This window comes from Xanthomonas axonopodis (assembly GCF_001304695.1).
GTDB lineage: Bacteria > Pseudomonadota > Gammaproteobacteria > Xanthomonadales > Xanthomonadaceae > Xanthomonas > Xanthomonas axonopodis.
Genome location: NZ_JFAQ01000003.1, coordinates 1 through 15,001, shown reverse-complemented (window position 1 = coordinate 15,001; position 15,001 = coordinate 1). Strand labels below are relative to the sequence as shown.

Annotated in this window: 12 protein-coding genes, 4 tRNA genes and 1 pseudogene; 10 read left to right on the top strand and 7 right to left on the bottom strand. The window is 63.0% G+C overall.

Annotated features, from left to right (window positions below; all coding sequences use genetic code 11):
* Positions 1–167: 167 nt before the first annotated feature.
* From ppx to XAXN_RS00175, 5 genes are all read right to left on the bottom strand, one after another.
* On the bottom strand, positions 168–1,688 hold the full coding sequence (gene ppx, locus XAXN_RS00195) for an exopolyphosphatase (RefSeq protein WP_174515526.1): 1,521 nt from the start codon (positions 1,686–1,688) through the stop codon (positions 168–170).
* Between the two features lie 178 nt (positions 1,689–1,866).
* Positions 1,867–3,969 (bottom strand): polyphosphate kinase 1, encoded by a 2,103-nt coding sequence (ppk1, locus tag XAXN_RS00190; protein WP_054318058.1) that lies wholly within the window; start codon positions 3,967–3,969, stop codon positions 1,867–1,869.
* 112 nt (positions 3,970–4,081) lie between these two features.
* Positions 4,082–5,410 (bottom strand): phosphate regulon sensor histidine kinase PhoR, encoded by a 1,329-nt coding sequence (gene phoR, locus XAXN_RS00185; protein ID WP_054318049.1) that lies wholly within the window; start codon positions 5,408–5,410, stop codon positions 4,082–4,084.
* 72 nt (positions 5,411–5,482) lie between these two features.
* Positions 5,483–6,172 (bottom strand): phosphate regulon transcriptional regulator PhoB, encoded by a 690-nt coding sequence (gene phoB / locus XAXN_RS00180; RefSeq protein ID WP_003483753.1) that lies wholly within the window; start codon positions 6,170–6,172, stop codon positions 5,483–5,485.
* 180 nt (positions 6,173–6,352) lie between these two features.
* Positions 6,353–7,999 (bottom strand): M48 family metalloprotease, encoded by a 1,647-nt coding sequence (locus XAXN_RS00175; protein ID WP_134980363.1) that lies wholly within the window; start codon positions 7,997–7,999, stop codon positions 6,353–6,355.
* A 149-nt stretch (positions 8,000–8,148) separates the two neighbouring features.
* Between XAXN_RS00175 and grxC the strand changes: the two genes are divergently transcribed.
* The 3 genes from grxC (at position 8,149) to XAXN_RS00160 (ending at position 10,084) form a co-directional block, all read left to right on the top strand.
* Positions 8,149–8,457 (top strand): glutaredoxin 3, encoded by a 309-nt coding sequence (gene grxC / locus XAXN_RS00170; protein ID WP_054318047.1) that lies wholly within the window; start codon positions 8,149–8,151, stop codon positions 8,455–8,457.
* Positions 8,454–8,849 (top strand): carboxymuconolactone decarboxylase family protein, encoded by a 396-nt coding sequence (locus XAXN_RS00165; RefSeq protein WP_017158115.1) that lies wholly within the window; start codon positions 8,454–8,456, stop codon positions 8,847–8,849. The genes grxC and XAXN_RS00165 overlap by 4 nt, the downstream gene beginning before the upstream one ends.
* Positions 8,850–9,076: 227 nt before the next feature.
* Entirely contained in the window at positions 9,077–10,084 is a 1,008-nt protein-coding gene (locus XAXN_RS00160; RefSeq protein WP_054318046.1) for an isocitrate dehydrogenase, read from the top strand.
* A gap of 132 nt (positions 10,085–10,216) precedes the next feature.
* Here XAXN_RS00160 and XAXN_RS00155 read toward each other — a convergent pair whose 3' ends face one another.
* Positions 10,217–10,978, bottom strand: coding sequence for a Bax inhibitor-1/YccA family protein (locus XAXN_RS00155; protein WP_054318045.1), 762 nt, complete (start codon positions 10,976–10,978; stop codon positions 10,217–10,219).
* A gap of 150 nt (positions 10,979–11,128) precedes the next feature.
* On the opposite strand from XAXN_RS00155, the gene XAXN_RS00150 reads away from it, so the two are divergent.
* From XAXN_RS00150 to XAXN_RS00125, 7 genes are all read left to right on the top strand, one after another.
* Positions 11,129–11,205: transfer RNA gene (locus tag XAXN_RS00150), tRNA-Pro, on the top strand.
* Between the two features lie 42 nt (positions 11,206–11,247).
* Positions 11,248–11,324, top strand: a tRNA-Arg gene (locus XAXN_RS00145).
* Between the two features lie 32 nt (positions 11,325–11,356).
* Positions 11,357–11,433 (top strand) — tRNA-His (locus XAXN_RS00140).
* Between the two features lie 94 nt (positions 11,434–11,527).
* Positions 11,528–11,603 (top strand) — tRNA-Lys (locus XAXN_RS00135).
* Between the two features lie 1,095 nt (positions 11,604–12,698).
* Entirely contained in the window at positions 12,699–13,259 is a 561-nt protein-coding gene (locus XAXN_RS00130) for a hypothetical protein (protein ID WP_134980362.1), read from the top strand.
* On the top strand, positions 13,259–13,402 hold the full coding sequence (locus tag XAXN_RS22835) for a hypothetical protein (protein ID WP_245149932.1): 144 nt from the start codon (positions 13,259–13,261) through the stop codon (positions 13,400–13,402). The genes XAXN_RS00130 and XAXN_RS22835 overlap by 1 nt, the downstream gene beginning before the upstream one ends.
* Positions 13,403–14,164 (top strand): hypothetical protein, encoded by a 762-nt coding sequence (locus tag XAXN_RS00125; RefSeq protein WP_241148187.1) that lies wholly within the window; start codon positions 13,403–13,405, stop codon positions 14,162–14,164.
* A 244-nt stretch (positions 14,165–14,408) separates the two neighbouring features.
* Here the strand turns inward: XAXN_RS00125 and XAXN_RS00120 are convergent.
* A pseudogene (locus tag XAXN_RS00120) lies at positions 14,409–14,930 on the bottom strand (sensor histidine kinase); the annotation flags it as partial.
* Between the last annotated feature and the right edge of the window lie 71 nt (positions 14,931–15,001).

The following is a 15,001-nucleotide window of genomic DNA, read 5'->3' as shown; positions in this document are numbered from 1 at the left end:
GCGCCGATAAGACGTGGCGGTGACAGGTGTGACGGGATTCGGGATTGGGAATTGGAGATTCGCAACAGCGGAATTCATCTTCTCGGCACGCATCCCACAACGATGGTGCGCTGGCTTTAAGCGAATCCCGAATCCCCAATCACCAATCCCGCCTGAGGCCGCAGGCCTCAGGTCACAAACGGTTTGAACGCAATTCCCAGCCCGGCCATGCTGTCGACTTCGCCGATCAGGTCGGCGCGCAGCAACGGGCGCGAGTCGATCCAGCTTTGCGACAGGATCAACGACAGCCGGTTATCGTCGGCGGTAAGTTCCAGGGTCGGAATCGGGTCGGATTCATGCGCGCGGTGCAGCAATACCGCCAGTCGCAGCAGTGCGGCCTTGCGCCGGGTCTGCAGCAGCAGGCGGTCGGGCAGCGCATCGAAGGCGGTCTTGGGCACATTACGCCGGTGCGTACGCACCAGCGAGGCCAGCACCTGCTGTTCCTGTCGCGAAAAACCCGCGATATCCGAATGCTCCAGAATGTAGCTGCCGTGCACGTGGTACTGGCTGTGCGCAATGATCAGCCCCAGCTCGTGCAGGCGCGCGGCGCGGCGCAGCACCTGCGCGTCGTCGCCATCCAGTTGCCAGGATTCGCAGACCTGATCGAACAGGCGGCAGGCGGTGGCTTCCACGCGCTGCGCCTGTACTTCGTCGATGCCGTAACGCTGCATCAGCGAGGTCACCGAACTGTCGCGCGGGTCGTTCTCGCCGCCGCGGCCGAGCATGTCGTACAGGATGCCTTCGCGCATCGCCGCCTTGCTGACCATCAGTTTCTCCAGCCCCAGCGCCTGGAACGCAGCTTCTAGCACCAAGATGCCACCGGCGATGATGGGCTGCCGTTCCGCCGCCAGGCCGGGCAGCTGGATATCTTCGATGCGCTTGGCCTTGAGCAACTCCTCGCGCAGGGCCGGCAGCGCCTGCGCGGTGATCGCACCCTTGGTCAGCTTCATCGCCGCGCACATCTCGCCGATGGCCTTGTGTGTGCCGGACGAGCCGATCGCCTCATGCCAGCCCAGCGCCTTGTATTGGCCGGCGAACTGCTGGAACTCGGCGCCGATCTCGGTCAGCGCGTCCTTCCATTTCTTCTTGGACAATTTGCCGCCCGGGAAAAACCGCCGCGTGCTGGCAATGCATCCGGCCTGCAGACTTTCGCGTTCCAGCGTCTGAAACCCGCGGCCGATGATGAACTCGGTCGAGCCGCCACCGATGTCGATCACCAGCCGGCGTTGGTCGGGCTTGGGCGGTTGCGCATGCGCCACGCCCAGATAGATCAGGCGTGCTTCCTCGCGCCCGCTGACCACTTCGATCGCATGGCCCAGCGCGGTTTCGGCCGGCATCAGAAACGCTTGCGGCGAACGCAGCTGACGCACCGTGTTGGTCGCGAGCGCGCGCACGCGTAGCGAAGGCACGTCGCGAATGCGCTGGCCGAAACGCGCCAGGCATTCCAGTGCGCGCTGACGCGCTTCGTTGGAGAGCCCACCTTTGCCATCCAGGCCATCGGCCATGCGCACGGTCTCGCGCAGGCGATCGACGACGCGCAGCTGACCCATCAGGTAGCGCGCAATGACCATGTGGAAACTGTTGGAGCCTAGGTCGATGGCGGCGAGAAAATTGCCATCACGCAGGGGCGGAATCGTGGGGGAGGGCATTGGCATGGCCGCATGGTAGCCGATGGGCTGTTGGCCACGTGAGAGGCCATGCATGCGCCCAGCCGCAGGCGCACGCGCTCGATGTTTGGAAGTGCCGGAGGCGGGCGGTCAGTCGCCGTGATGGGCATGCCGCATGCCTGCGCAAGCGGCTTGCCACCTGGCGTGCGGCTATGAGCGCTCAGATCCGCTCGAGCAAGGTCATCTGCGCCGAATGCGCCGGCTCGCCCGGGGCAGGCGTGCGCTTGTGGTACACGCCCTCGGCGTCCAGCTCCCAGGCGCTGACGTTGTCGTCCAGATAGTTCTGCAGCACTTCGCGGTAGACGCGCTTGGCCAGGTCCGGCTCCAGGATCGGGAAGCAGGTCTCCACCCGCCGCAGCAGGTTGCGTTCCAGCCAGTCGGCACTGGCGCAGTACAACTCGGCAGCACTGTCGTTGCCGAACCAGTACACGCGGCTATGTTCCAGAAAACGGCCCACGATCGAACGCACGCGGATGTTGTCGGACACGCCTGGCACCCCGGGGCGCAGCGTGCAGGCCCCGCGCACGATCAGATCGATCTGCACCCCCGCCTGCGACGCTGTGTACAACGCACGCACCACCTGCGGTTCGTTGAGGGCGTTCATCTTGGCGATGATGCGGCCCGGGCGACCCTTGCGGGCCAGCCGCGTCTCGCGATCGATCCGCTTCAACACGCCCGCATGCAGCGTGAACGGCGATTGCAGCAACTGGTCCAGCTTCATGCGCGGCGCAAGCCCTGACAACTGCTGGAACAGCATGTGCACGTCGTTGCCGATCTCGGCATCGGCGGTGATCAGGCTGATGTCGGTATACAGACGCGCGGTGCCGCTGTGGTAATTGCCGGTGCCCAGGTGCACGTAGCGTCTGAGCTTGCGGCCCTCGCGGCGCACGATCAGCAGCATCTTGGCATGGGTCTTGAAGCCGACCACGCCGTAGACCACCTGCACGCCGGCTTCCTGCAGTTTGTCGGCCAGGCCCAGGTTGGCTTCTTCATCGAAGCGCGCACGCAACTCCACCACCACGGTGACGTCCTTGCCGTTGCGCGCGGCCAGAATCAGCGCATCGACAATCAACGAATCCTTGCCGGTGCGATACAGCGTCTGCTTGATCGCCAGCACGTTCGGGTCGACCGCGGCCTGGCGGATGACATCCAGCACCGCTGTAAACGCGTCGAAGGGGTGATGCAGCAACACATCGCCCTTTTTGACGATCTCGAAGATGCCCTCGCTGTCGCGCAAGGTGCGCGGATTGAACGAGGGGTACTTGAGTTCGGGGCGCTGCACCAGGTCATAGACCTGCGTGACGCGGCTCAGGTTGACCGGCCCGGTGATGCGGTACACCGCGTTCTCGTTCAGGCCGAAATTCTGCAGCAAGGTGCGCAGGATCGGTGCCGGGCAATCGTGCGCGATCTCCAGCCGCACCGCCGGCCGGTAGCCGCGCGTGACCAGTTCGTCGCGCAGCGCCAGCGCCAGGTTTTCGACTTCTTCCTCGTCCACCACCAGTTCGGAATTGCGGGTGACGCGGAACTGATACGAGCCCATCACCTGCATGCCCGGGAACAATTCGTCGACGAATTCGGACAACACCGACGACAGGAACACGAAGCTCTGCGTGCCCTCCGGCGACAGACTCGCCGGCAGCTGGATGATGCGCGGCAGCGAACGCGGGGCGCGCACGATGGCCAGATGCCCGGCGCGCCCGAACGCGTCCTGGCCTTCCAGCACCACCACGATGTTCAAGGTCTTGTTGAGGATCTTCGGGAACGGGTGCGCCGGGTCCAAGCCCAGCGGCGACAGCACCGGCATGATCTCGTTGCGGAAATAGGCACGCAGCCAACGCTTCTGGCGCGAGGTCCACGCCGAGCGGCTGAGCACGGCAACGCCTGCGTCCTCCATCGCCGGCCGCAGCACCTCGTTCCACGCGTGGTACTGCTGCTCGACCAACTTGGCGGCGCGATCGTGCACCGCGTTGAGGATGGCGGTCGGGCTCAGCCCGTCCGATGCCGGCGGCAGCCCGAACTCCTGTGCGTGCCGCACGGTGGCCGCGCGGATCTCGAAGAACTCGTCCAGGTTGGTGCACGAGATGCACAGAAAGCGCAGCCGTTCCAGCAATGGCACCTGCTCGTCGAGCGCCTGCGCCAGCACCCGGAAGTTGAAGTCCAGTTGCGACAGCTCGCGATTGATGTACAGCGCCGGATCACGCAATGGATCGGTGGCGACGTCGTCGCCGGGTGTGATGTCGTGCAGTTCTTTGGCATGGCCCATGGAATAGATCGTCAAGACGGGTTGTGTAATTGCCTGGTGCGCGCAGCGCAGGCAATGCCGCGCGTGGCAGACGCGTCCATCGCAGCGCGCTGCGACGCGCACTGACTACATATCACGCCGAGCGTGACAGTGGCACCGATTGCTCGCGCTGCACGACGCGCGCAGGCACGAAATGACACGAGAATTCGCTGCCGCGTCCCACTTCGCTTTCGATGTCCAGGCGCGCCTGATGCAGCCCCAGGATGTGCTTGACGATCGACAGCCCCAGCCCGGTGCCGCCGCTCTCGCGCGAGCGGCTGCTGGAGACGCGGTAGAAGCGTTCGGTGATGCGCGGCAGGTGCGAGGCGGGAATGCCATAGCCGGTGTCGCGCACGGCCAGCGCCGCACCGTCGCCTTCGCGCACGAAACGGATCGTCACCGTGCCGCCGCCGGGCGTGTAGCGCACCGCATTGGTCACCAGATTGGAAAAGGCACTGTGCAGCTCCTTATTGGAGCCGAGCAGGTCCACGCCGGCCTCGTCGATCACCTCCACGGTGTGGCGGCCCTGGCTGTGCGCCTCGGCCTCGCGACGCAAGGTCGACAGCATGGGCGCCATCGCCACGTGTTCTTCGCCGAGTTCTTCCTGCGATTCCAGCCGCGACAGCGTCAACAGGTCTTCGACCAGCTGCGCCATGCGTTGCGATTGTTTGCGCATTTCCGCCAGCATCGGCCCCGAATCGGGGAAATCTTCCGGGTCGAGCATGTCCAGATAACCATGCACCACCGTCAGCGGGGTACGCAGTTCATGCGAGACGTTGGCCACGAAATCGCGGCGCACCTGTTCCAGCCGCAGCAGCTTGCTGACATCGCGCGCCACCAGCAGCCAGTAGTCGTCGGAGTAGGGGATCAGGCGGAGATTCAGGCGCAAATCCGGGTCTGCCGGCGAGGCGGCATCCAGCATCGGCTCGGCATTGCGCCCGGCCGCCTGCCAATGCGCCAGCGGCAACGGCTGCAGCCGCTCCACGATCGACACGCCCATGTCGCCGGGATGGTGCAGGCCGAGCAAACCGCCGGCCGCCTTGTTGAACCACTGCACGCGCTGGCTATTGCGATCCACGACCACCACTGCATCCGGCAGCGCCTGCGCCGCGGCGCGGTACGTGCGCAACATTTCGACCAGGCGCCGCTTGCGCGCGCGCATTTCGGCCTGGCTGCGATACAGCAGCCGGTCCAGTTCGTTCCAGGCGCCGATCCCGGCCGCAGGCTCGGCACGCTGGCGCGCAGTGAGCCGCCGCAGCACCTGCCGCAGCCGCCAGTAATGCCAGGCCAGCACGCCCAGGGCGGTGAGCGTAAGCGCCATCCACACATGCCCGATCAGCACCCCGGCGACGACGGCAGCGCCCAACAACAGCGCGAGGGTGCCGAGTGTCTTGAGCCAGGCGGAACGGATGTGTTGAGGCATGGCAGGCGTTACCACAAAGCGTCAGGTAGGCAGCCATCCGGCCAGGCGGTGGCCGGGCGGCTTTGCGGCACGTCAGGTCGCCGAAGAAAAACGATAGCCCGAGCCACGCACGGTCTGCACCATGTTTTCCAGCCCGAACGGTTCCAGTGTCTTGCGCAGGCGGCGGATATGCACGTCGATGGTGCGCTCTTCCACGTACACGCTACCACCCCAGACATGGTCCAGCAGCTGGGTGCGCGTGTACACGCGCTCGGGGTGTGTCATGAAGAAGTGCAGCAGACGATATTCGGTCGGGCCGATCGGCACCGGCGCATCGCCGGCGAACACCCGGTGCGCTGCGCCGTCGATGCGCAGCTTGCCTACCGCCACGCTACCGTCTTCGTCGTCTTCGCGGGTGCGCCGCATCACCGCGCGGATGCGTGCCAGCAGTTCGCGAGCCGAGAACGGCTTGACCACGTAATCGTCGACGCCGGCTTCCAGGCCGCCGACGCGGTCGTTTTCTTCGCCGCGCGCGGTGAGCATGATGATCGGAATCTCGCGGGTCAGCTGCTCCTTGCGCCAGCGCCTTGCCAGGTCCAGCCCGCTGGTGCCCGGCAACATCCAGTCCAGCAGGATCAGGTCCGGCACGCGGTCGGCGATGGCGGTCTGCGCCTCGCGGGCATCGCCGGCATGAATAGGCTCGAACTCGCCTTTGCGCAGCGCGAACGCCACCATGTCGCGGATCGCGGGTTCGTCATCGACGATCAAAATGCGTTTTTGCACGCGGGGCTTACCGTCTGGCTTTGGTGATCGCCAGTAGACTACGGTTTTGTGACTTTAATGTGACATTCCCGGCGGCGCCTGCGAGGCGACGACGGGCATTGAAGCGGACTGGGCAGTTCCGTTGCTTGCAGCCGGCCGCCCGATATCCATTGCGGTGAACAGCCGGCAATGCTTCAGCTATCAGCGCGTGGACAAATCCGGGTCGCGGATCCCCTGGCGACGCAGCTCCAGCACGGTTGGGGTGATCGCGGCAATGCGCGCGTCCACGCGTGCCCGTGTCACATAGTCGAGATCCTTCTTTTTCAATGCTTCCAGCTGGATCAGTGCCTGTTCGGCGCGACCGTTCAAGAACGCCGCCTCCGCATACGCTTCGCTCGCGCGCAACTGGTCGCCGGACAGCTCGCAGGCACGGGCGTAGCTCTGTTGCAGCAACGGGTCATCGCTGCTCCGGTGCAGCAGCGGCTCCAGCACCTGGCGCGCGCGCTGGCCGGATTCCTTGCTGGCCTGCTCGTTGAGCGCAGTGGCATAGGTCAGCGCAACCGCGCGGTTGTTCGGCAATTGCTTGAGCAGCGCATCGAAGCGGGCATTGGCTGCCTCGCGCGAGCCTACGCGCGCCTGCGCCTCGCTCAGGCCCAGCGCCAGCCACAAATTGTCCGGATGTGCCTCGAGCAGGCTGGTCAGCTCGGCCACCGGCTCGCCCGGCCGCCCGCCGCTGTTGCGCAGCCGCGCCAGCGCCAGGCCGTAGCGCTGCGGATCGCTCAAGCCTTGCTTGGCGCTGCGGCGCAGGTTTTCGTACTCGCGAATGGCCGCATCCGGCGTGGCTGCGCTGAGCACACGCAGGCGCTCCTTGGCCCAATCGAACCCCTGCTGGTCGGCGCCGCGGCTGAGCGCATCCACCGGCAACCGCAGCGTGTAAGGGAGCAGCGCGTTGCCATTGCGGCTGAGCGGCTCCGACAACGACGGGTCGGCCGGGTCTACGCGCTCCTGACGCGTTCCGCCTGGCACCGAGGTCGTCAGCACCACGGTGTTCTTCTTCATCTGTTCGGCGCGCGACTTGGCTTCGCTGATGCGCGTGACGGTCACCGGGTGGGTCTGCAGGAAATCCGGTGCGCTGTAGCCGCCCTCGTTGGCGCGCATCGCCACCGACATGCGCTCGAAGAAGCCGGCCATCGCATCCACGTCGTAGCCGCTGCGCGCCAACGTGCGGATGCCCAGCCGGTCGGCTTCGGATTCGTTGGAGCGGGTGTAGTCGATCTGCCGCTGCTGCATCAGCCCCATCGCGCTGGTGATGGTGGCCATGGTGGCGTCGCCCTTGGAGTTGCCCCCGGCCTGCTGCGCTGCCACCACCGCCGCCAGCATGCCGAGCAGGATCGGAATCTGGTCACGTTGCGCACGCTCCACTCCACGCAGCACGTGCTGCTGGGTGACGTGGGCGATTTCGTGCGACAGCACCGCCGCCACTTCGTCCTCGCGCTCGGCGGTCAACACCAGTCCGGCATTGACGGCGATGTATCCGCCCAGCGTGGCGAATGCATTGATCTGACGGTCGCGCAGCATGAAAAACGTAAACGGTTGCTGCGGTTGGTCGCTGTTGGCGCCCAGCCGGGTGCCCATGGTCTGCAGCCAGTCGGTGATCAGCGGGTCGTCCAGCACGTAGTCGTAGTTGCGCAACTCGGCCAGCATCATCCGGCCGTACTCGGCCTGGCGGGCCGGGGTCAGCAACTCGCCGGCCGACGAGCCGATGTCGGGCAGGCGGCTTTCCTGCGCAGGTGCCACACCCATGGCAACGGCCAGCGTGAGGGCAGTGGCGAGCGGTAGCAGGCGCAAGTGGAACTCCCAGGTGGTGCGCGGAGCATGCGGGCAGCCCGGCGCGGAGGCGTGAATCATCGGTTAACCCACAGTGTTGCTGTGACGACATGGAAATTCCAGTCGCCCGGTACCATGTGTCAGATATCACACTAACCACGGAGTTTCCCGTGAGCCAAGACCATACCGATCAGGACGCGGCCTCCGGCCCGCAGATCACCCTGTATTCCTCCGCCATCTGCCCGTACTGCGTGGCGGCCAAGAACTTCCTCAGGAGCAAGGGCAAGACCTGGACCGAGGTGCGGATCGACCTGGACCCGGCCGAGCGCGACAGGATGGTCGCCCTGGCCAAGCGCACCAGCGTGCCGCAGATCTTCGTCGGCGACGTCCACGTAGGCGGCTACGACGACATGATGGCCATGCATCGCGCCGGCAAGCTCGAGCCGCTGCTGGCCGGCAGCGCGGGCGGCCAGGCATGAGTGGTTCCGACGACGGCAGCGCCGACCGCCTGCGCGAGTTCACCGAATTTCGCCAGCGCATGAACCAGCGCATCCTGGCCGAGCCGAACCAGGTGGTGCGCCGGTTCTTCGCACTGGATACGCAGACCTACCAGGCCGGCGCCCTGGATGTGAAGACCAAGGAACTGCTCGGCCTGGTCGCCTCGATGGTGCTGCGCTGCGACGACTGCATCAGCTATCACGTGGCCCAGTGCAAGGAAGCCGGCGTGAGCCGGGAAGAGTTCTTCGAAACCTTCTCGGTCGGCCTGGTGGTCGGCGGCTCCATCGTCATCCCGCATCTTCGCCGCGCGGTGGATTTCCTGGACCAGCTCGAAGGCGGTGCGCAGGCGCCGGCCCAGCACGCACACGACTGAGTGTGCCGCTGCGGTGCGCAAGTGCGGATCGGGGGTTGTAAGAGCGAATAACACCTGCGCCGCCCATCGAGGCGGCGCGTTGCGTTAGGGCGCTTGCCGCTCTTAGACCAAGGTCGGTTTGGGCGCCTTCACCGCCATCGGGCATAATTGCCCGTGAAACCTCCTTGCGCCGCTCTGCCGGGTATTGCGGCTGGCGCTCCCCCCTTCAAGTTCGGAAACCCAACGTTATGACGCAGACAATCACGGTCATCCGCGGCGACGGTATCGGCCCGGAGATCATGGATGCCACGCTGTTCGTGCTCGACGCGCTGCAGGCTGGCCTGACCTACGAATACGCCGACGCCGGCTTGGTTGCGCTGGAAAAGCACGGCGATCTGCTGCCCGAGTCCACTCTGGCGTCGATCACCAAGAACAAGGTGGCGCTGAAAAGCCCGCTGACCACGCCGGTCGGCGAGGGTTTCAGCTCGATCAACGTCGCCATGCGTCGCAAGTTTGACCTGTACGCCAACGTGCGTCCGGCCAAGTCGTTCCCGAACACCAAGTCGCGTTTCGCCGACGGCGTGGACCTGATCACGGTCCGCGAAAACACCGAAGGTGCGTACCTGAGCGAAGGCCAGACCGTGTCCGAGGATGGCGAGACCGCGTTCTCCGGCACCCGGATCACCCGCAAGGGCTCCGAGCGCATCGTGCGCTACGCCTTCGAGCTGGCCAAGAGCACCGGCCGCAAAAAGGTCACCGCCGTGCACAAGGCCAACATCATCAAGTCGACTTCGGGCCTGTTCCTGAAGGTGGCACGCGATGTGGCCGCGCAGTATCCGGACATCGAATTCCAGGAAATGATCGTCGACAACACCTGCATGCAACTGGTGATGCGTCCGGAGCAGTTCGATATCATCGTGACCACCAACCTATTCGGCGACATCATCTCCGACCTGTGTGCCGGTCTGGTCGGCGGCCTGGGCCTGGCTCCGGGTGCCAATATCGGTCTGGACGCGGCGATCTTCGAAGCCGTGCACGGCTCGGCGCCGGATATCGCAGGGCAGGGCAAGGCCAACCCGTGCGCGCTGCTACTGGGGGCGGCACAGATGCTGGACCACATCGGTCAGCCGCAGAACGCCGAGCGCCTGCGCGAAGCCATTGTCGCCACCCTGGAAGCCAAGGAGTCGCTGACCCCCGATCTGGGCGGCACCGGCAACACCATGGGCTTCGCCAAGGCCATCGCCAGCCGCCTCTGAGCGCATTGGTTGATCGCATGAAAGAAAGGGCGCCCAGGCGCCCTTTCTTTTTGCTTGGGATTCATTCGTCTTGCGCCATTCGGCCATCGATCGCAGGGAAGCGCTTTTGCGATTCCCGAATCCCAATCCCCGCTAATTGCGCGACTGCAGCTTGGACAGCAGGCGCAGGAACTCGATGTACAGCCACACCAGCGTCACCATCAGGCCGAATGCGCCGTACCACTCCATGTGCTTGGGCGCCCCGTGCTCGACGCCGCTCTCGATGAAGTCGAAGTCCAGCACCAGGTTCAATGCCGCCACCACCACCACGAACAGGCTGAAACCGATGCCGATCAGGCCCGAGTCGTGGATAAACGGGATGCGCACACCGAACAAGCCCAGCACGATGGTCGCCAGATAGACCAGCGCGATGCCGCCGGTGGCTGCGACCACGCCCAGCTTGAAGTTTTCGGTGGCCTTGATCATGCCGCTGCGATACGCGAACAGCAGCGCGAACAGGGTGCCGAAGGTCAGCAGGACGGCCTGGAACACGATGCCGTTGAAGCGTGCTTCGTACACTGCCGAGATCGAGCCGAGGAAGAAGCCTTCGATCAATGCATACAGCGGCGCCGTAATCGGTGCCCAGGTCGGCTTGAAGCAGGTGGCCAGTGCGAACACCAGGCCACCGATCGCGCCGGCGATCATGTAGATGCGCGCGACGGGCAGCGGCATGCCATCGGCGCCGATCGATTGCGACCAGGCGAAGGCTGCGGTGATCACCGCCATCAACAACAACGCGCCGGTCTTGTTGACCGTGCCGTTGAGGGTCATCGCTTGGCCGTCGCGGGTGACGACCGAGCCGGAGCCGGAGTCGAGGAATGTGGATTCCCGAAGGGCAGGGTTACCGCTACGCATGCGTGTTCTCCATGAAATAGTGCTCACCCTACTGGCGAACGTTGTTGCGAGGATAGCTGATCGTTGAATTTACACAGGGTGATTGACAGCGAGGCCAATTCGTTCCCAAAATAGCCGGCCTTTCGAGCCTTCGGGATTGAAAGGTCCCGCCGGGGTATAGCGCAGTCTGGTAGCGCGCCTGCTTTGGGAGCAGGATGTCGGGGGTTCGAATCCCTCTACCCCGACCATTCCGAGCTTTCGACGGCTTGGGAATGCGAAGTTCGGTCCGGGCGCCCGTAGCTCAACCGGATAGAGCACCGGCCTTCTAAGCCGGCGGTTACAGGTTCGAGTCCTGTCGGGCGCGCCATCGGCGGTACAGTAGGAAGCAGGTTTTCAGTGGTGGCTGTAGCTCAGCTGGTTAGAGTACTGGATTGTGATTCCAGATGTCGGGGGTTCGAGTCCCCTCAGCCACCCCACTGATCACAGGCAATGGCAGCAACGTTGGACCTCGATGCATGGCGTGGTGTTGCATCGAAGCAATAAAGCACATACAATGTGCGATCAGTTTCAGGGCCGTTAGCTCAGTTGGTAGAGCAGTTGACTCTTAATCAATAGGTCCAAGGTTCGAATCCTTGACGGCCCACCAATTAAAACAGCCACTTAGCGAGAGCCAAGTGGCTGTTTTTCTATGCATCGAGGAAATTGCCGGGAAAATTCGCATACCAAGTGACGTATCGGGGTGGATGCATGGCTGATGGATGGTTTGGTCCGGCGGTGCCTTGATCGGTGCCTTCGCCGCAGGCGGTGTCGGCTGGCTTGTCGAACGCGCGCGCGAAAAACGGCAAGCGCGTGGACTCTCAATTGCCGTGGCGAGCGAGGCTGCAGCCATTGCGGAAGTGGTGCGCGCGCGACTGGATGTCTATCTTCAACGACGCGCGGCAAGATGCTCTACTAGGCAGTGTGTATACCGTCAGCATACGATTGCCGGCTGCCACCCTGCCGGTCAGTAGAGCTGCACAGCAACAAGCAGGCCAACTTTCCGGCAAGCTACCCAGGCTAAGTGCCCCCGCTTGGTGCTTCTCGCAGATGCTGTCGAAGCAGATGTGCGCTGGCTCTTTGAGCATCCATTGGGGTCTCTCCACTGTCCCGTGAACGCGACGGACTCGGCGCACGCGGCTGGCTTCTACGGAGAGGACATACATCTAATTCGGCATGTTCTGCAGACCTGCGACCAGATCGTGCAGGACGTGCGAGAAAAATTTCCAAAACAAAGCCTCGGCCATTCAGCAATCTGCTGTTTCACCTACCGAGCTGGCACTCTTTCCTTAACGTTGCCTCGGGTCAGGCCGAGCCGCCGCATCGCCTGGGCAAACAGCGAAGATCAATAGCAGGCACCGTTGTCGGTCAGGACCTGCTTGAAGCGCACGCCCAGCATCCGGTCATAGCGCCGTGCGGCGATCAGCGCATGCACGGCGCTGATGGCACGTCAGTCCTTCTGGATGCAGGAGAATGAAAGACCTACAGAGAGATCACGGCAATCAGGGGCTTGTATGAATTTCTGAATATTGATATTACATAAGTATTATTTTCCAAATGCAGAGGTGCTTGGATGAATTGGGCCGGTGTAAATAATTGTTGAGTGATTTTAAATTTGATGCTATAAAGAAGTTGCCTGGAATGCCAGACGCGTCTCCGTAAGTTAAATATATATTTTTCCTTTAATAATTAAAGGAGTAATTTTATGAAAATTTATTTTTCCGTGGCTGGCGCTCTACTAGGGCTGGGTGTTTGCCTAAGTAGTTCTGCTCCTGTGCTGGCACAGGATGTTTCTAGTTCTACAAATGATGCAGCTGCGCAATTGATCAGCAAGTTCGATGAACAGCGAAATGTAATCCGCAAGAGTGCGCCGGTTCATTCGCAGGCTCAGTTGGCCGAGTACTTAACCAAGGCGAAAGAGTCTGACTCACCGCTCAATCTGTTGTCTCCCCAGGCGCGGGCGCGTTTCGTCGATTCGCTTAAGTTCAATGAGCGTGGTGTCACGTCGTTCTACTATGCCGATATAGAGTCAGAATTGAGCAGTGGTCAGGCTTACGACCTGCTGTCTGTATTCGGTCTGCAGGACACACTGCACTTTATGCGAAATATCCGGGTCAGCAATGATCGCGACCGAGAGGTTATGCGTGCCTTCGGTACCCAAGCGGGAATTGATCAAGCTCCGCGTGAGGAACATGAATCCTACGAATGTGTGGGCCGTGGCACGTGCCATGAAAGCGTGGGTTCGATCTGCACGAACAACTGCTGATGCGTGTTGCAATTTGGCACACCACCGCCAGCCTCTGGTTGGCGGTGTTTTTCATATTCATCCCAATGGCGGTCGCGGGCAACGAGACGCTCTATGATCGCTTGGCGAATTTCAATGCGCAGTTCCACGGCCAGAGCGGGTAGGTGCGTAGTCGTGCAGTTGTCGGTCTTTATCGCAAACTGACCGCTGCTGCACGCCCGTGCCTGCACGGTAGTGCCAGTCCCTTCGATGCCGATGACCTGTTCCGGGCAACCGCATTGGTCGAGATTTACTCCAGGGATCGGTCTGATGTCGATACGCTCGGCTGTCTCTACCGTCAGCTGGGAGCGTCCGGCAAGGCGACCGACTGGCACACGCGAACCTACTCCGGTGCGCTGGTGACCGTTGCGCGCTATCCCGAGGCCAATGCTCTGCGCCAGAAGTCCTCGTTACTGGACTTGTCTGTGTTGCCGCAGTTGCAATTTGCTAAGCATGCTGGTGTGCAGGGCTGGCGCATGCTGTTGCTGCAGGATGCCGCGCATGCGCGGGTGGAGTCGTGGCGGCCGGTTGCCCATCGTGCCTATGTCGTCGGGGTAGTCCACCCCGGATGCGGTTTCTCGGTTCGTGCGCTCCTGGAAATCGAAAAACGGCCGGAACTGCAGTGGTTGCAAGAGGATCTGTTACTGCTGGTACCGCCGGGCAACTCGCTGCCGGTGGGCGATCTGCTGGCATGGAACACTGCACACCCGCAGCTCCCGATGCGCCCAATGTATCTGCGCGACGACTGGAAGCGGCTGGCAAGTTTGGATACCCCGACCTTCTATTTGGTCCGCGATGGAGAGGTACTTTACGTGTTCGAGGGCTGGCCGAACGCCAAGGGCCTGGCAGGGCTTCGGCAGGCGCTTGAGCACGAACGCCGGCGATGATTTGCTGCATCCGCAATTGCCCGAAAATCCAAGGCCTCGGCAGGGTCGCTCCGCGCGCTTGGCGATGGTGCAGCAGCTAACCCGATGCAGACGCGTCTGGTAATGCGCGTAGGGGAGGCGAGCAAGGCGGGATCTCTTTCGGACCCGCGCGCAGGCTGCGTTGCCGGATGCGGTCGGGTCAGCCGTCGGTGGAATGCGTCTGTTTGGAGCGGCTCCACACTCAACGCATAGGACATGACGCGCGCTAGCTCGATGTCGTCGCAGCAGACGTCTGCTGCTGCATGCGCGGAAATGCCAGCGTAAAGCGCGCGCCTTCGCCGGGAGCGGAAGTCACCTCGACAAAGCCGCCGGCCTGACGTACTGCGCTATACACCTGCGCCAACCCCAGACCGGCACCTTTGTGGGCGTCCTTGGTGGTGAAATACGCTTCGAACAGGCGCGCTTGAACGCTTGCATCCATTCCATGGCCGGTGTCGGCAACGGCCATGGTCACGTAACGGCCTGCCGGTTTTGCCGGTTGCGCCTCCTGCTCGGTGACGAAGGTTTCGCCAGTTTCCACGCTGATGCAGTCGCCGCTGGCGCAGGCATCGCGTGCATTGATCACCAGGTTCAAGATGGCGCGCTCCACGGTGTGGCGGTCGACCATCGCGCAACATCCGCCCTCTGTGGTGTGCAGCTGTAACCGCAGTTCTGCGCCAACCACTTGTTCCAGCAACGGGCTGAGTTGTTCTGCCAGTTCGGCCAGATCCACCGCTTCGGGGCTATAAAGGATACCTGATTAGCCCTATCCCTCAGCCATGAAAGTTGCTTGCCATACGCAAAACGCGCTCTGGGCAA

What these genes read in the sequence shown, in the direction of transcription:
- ppx (WP_174515526.1), bottom strand. Translation starts at nt 1,688, where the DNA reads ATGCCCTCCCCCACGATTCCGCCCCTGCGTGATGGCAATTTTCTCGCC.
- ppk1 (WP_054318058.1), bottom strand. Translation starts at nt 3,969, where the DNA reads ATGGGCCATGCCAAAGAACTGCACGACATCACACCCGGCGACGACGTC.
- phoR (WP_054318049.1), bottom strand. Translation starts at nt 5,410, where the DNA reads ATGCCTCAACACATCCGTTCCGCCTGGCTCAAGACACTCGGCACCCTC.
- XAXN_RS00165 (WP_017158115.1), top strand. Translation starts at nt 8,454, where the DNA reads ATGAGTGGTTCCGACGACGGCAGCGCCGACCGCCTGCGCGAGTTCACC.
- XAXN_RS00160 (WP_054318046.1), top strand. Translation starts at nt 9,077, where the DNA reads ATGACGCAGACAATCACGGTCATCCGCGGCGACGGTATCGGCCCGGAG.
- XAXN_RS00155 (WP_054318045.1), bottom strand. Translation starts at nt 10,978, where the DNA reads ATGCGTAGCGGTAACCCTGCCCTTCGGGAATCCACATTCCTCGACTCC.
- XAXN_RS00130 (WP_134980362.1), top strand. Translation starts at nt 12,699, where the DNA reads ATGAAAATTTATTTTTCCGTGGCTGGCGCTCTACTAGGGCTGGGTGTT.
- XAXN_RS22835 (WP_245149932.1), top strand. Translation starts at nt 13,259, where the DNA reads ATGCGTGTTGCAATTTGGCACACCACCGCCAGCCTCTGGTTGGCGGTG.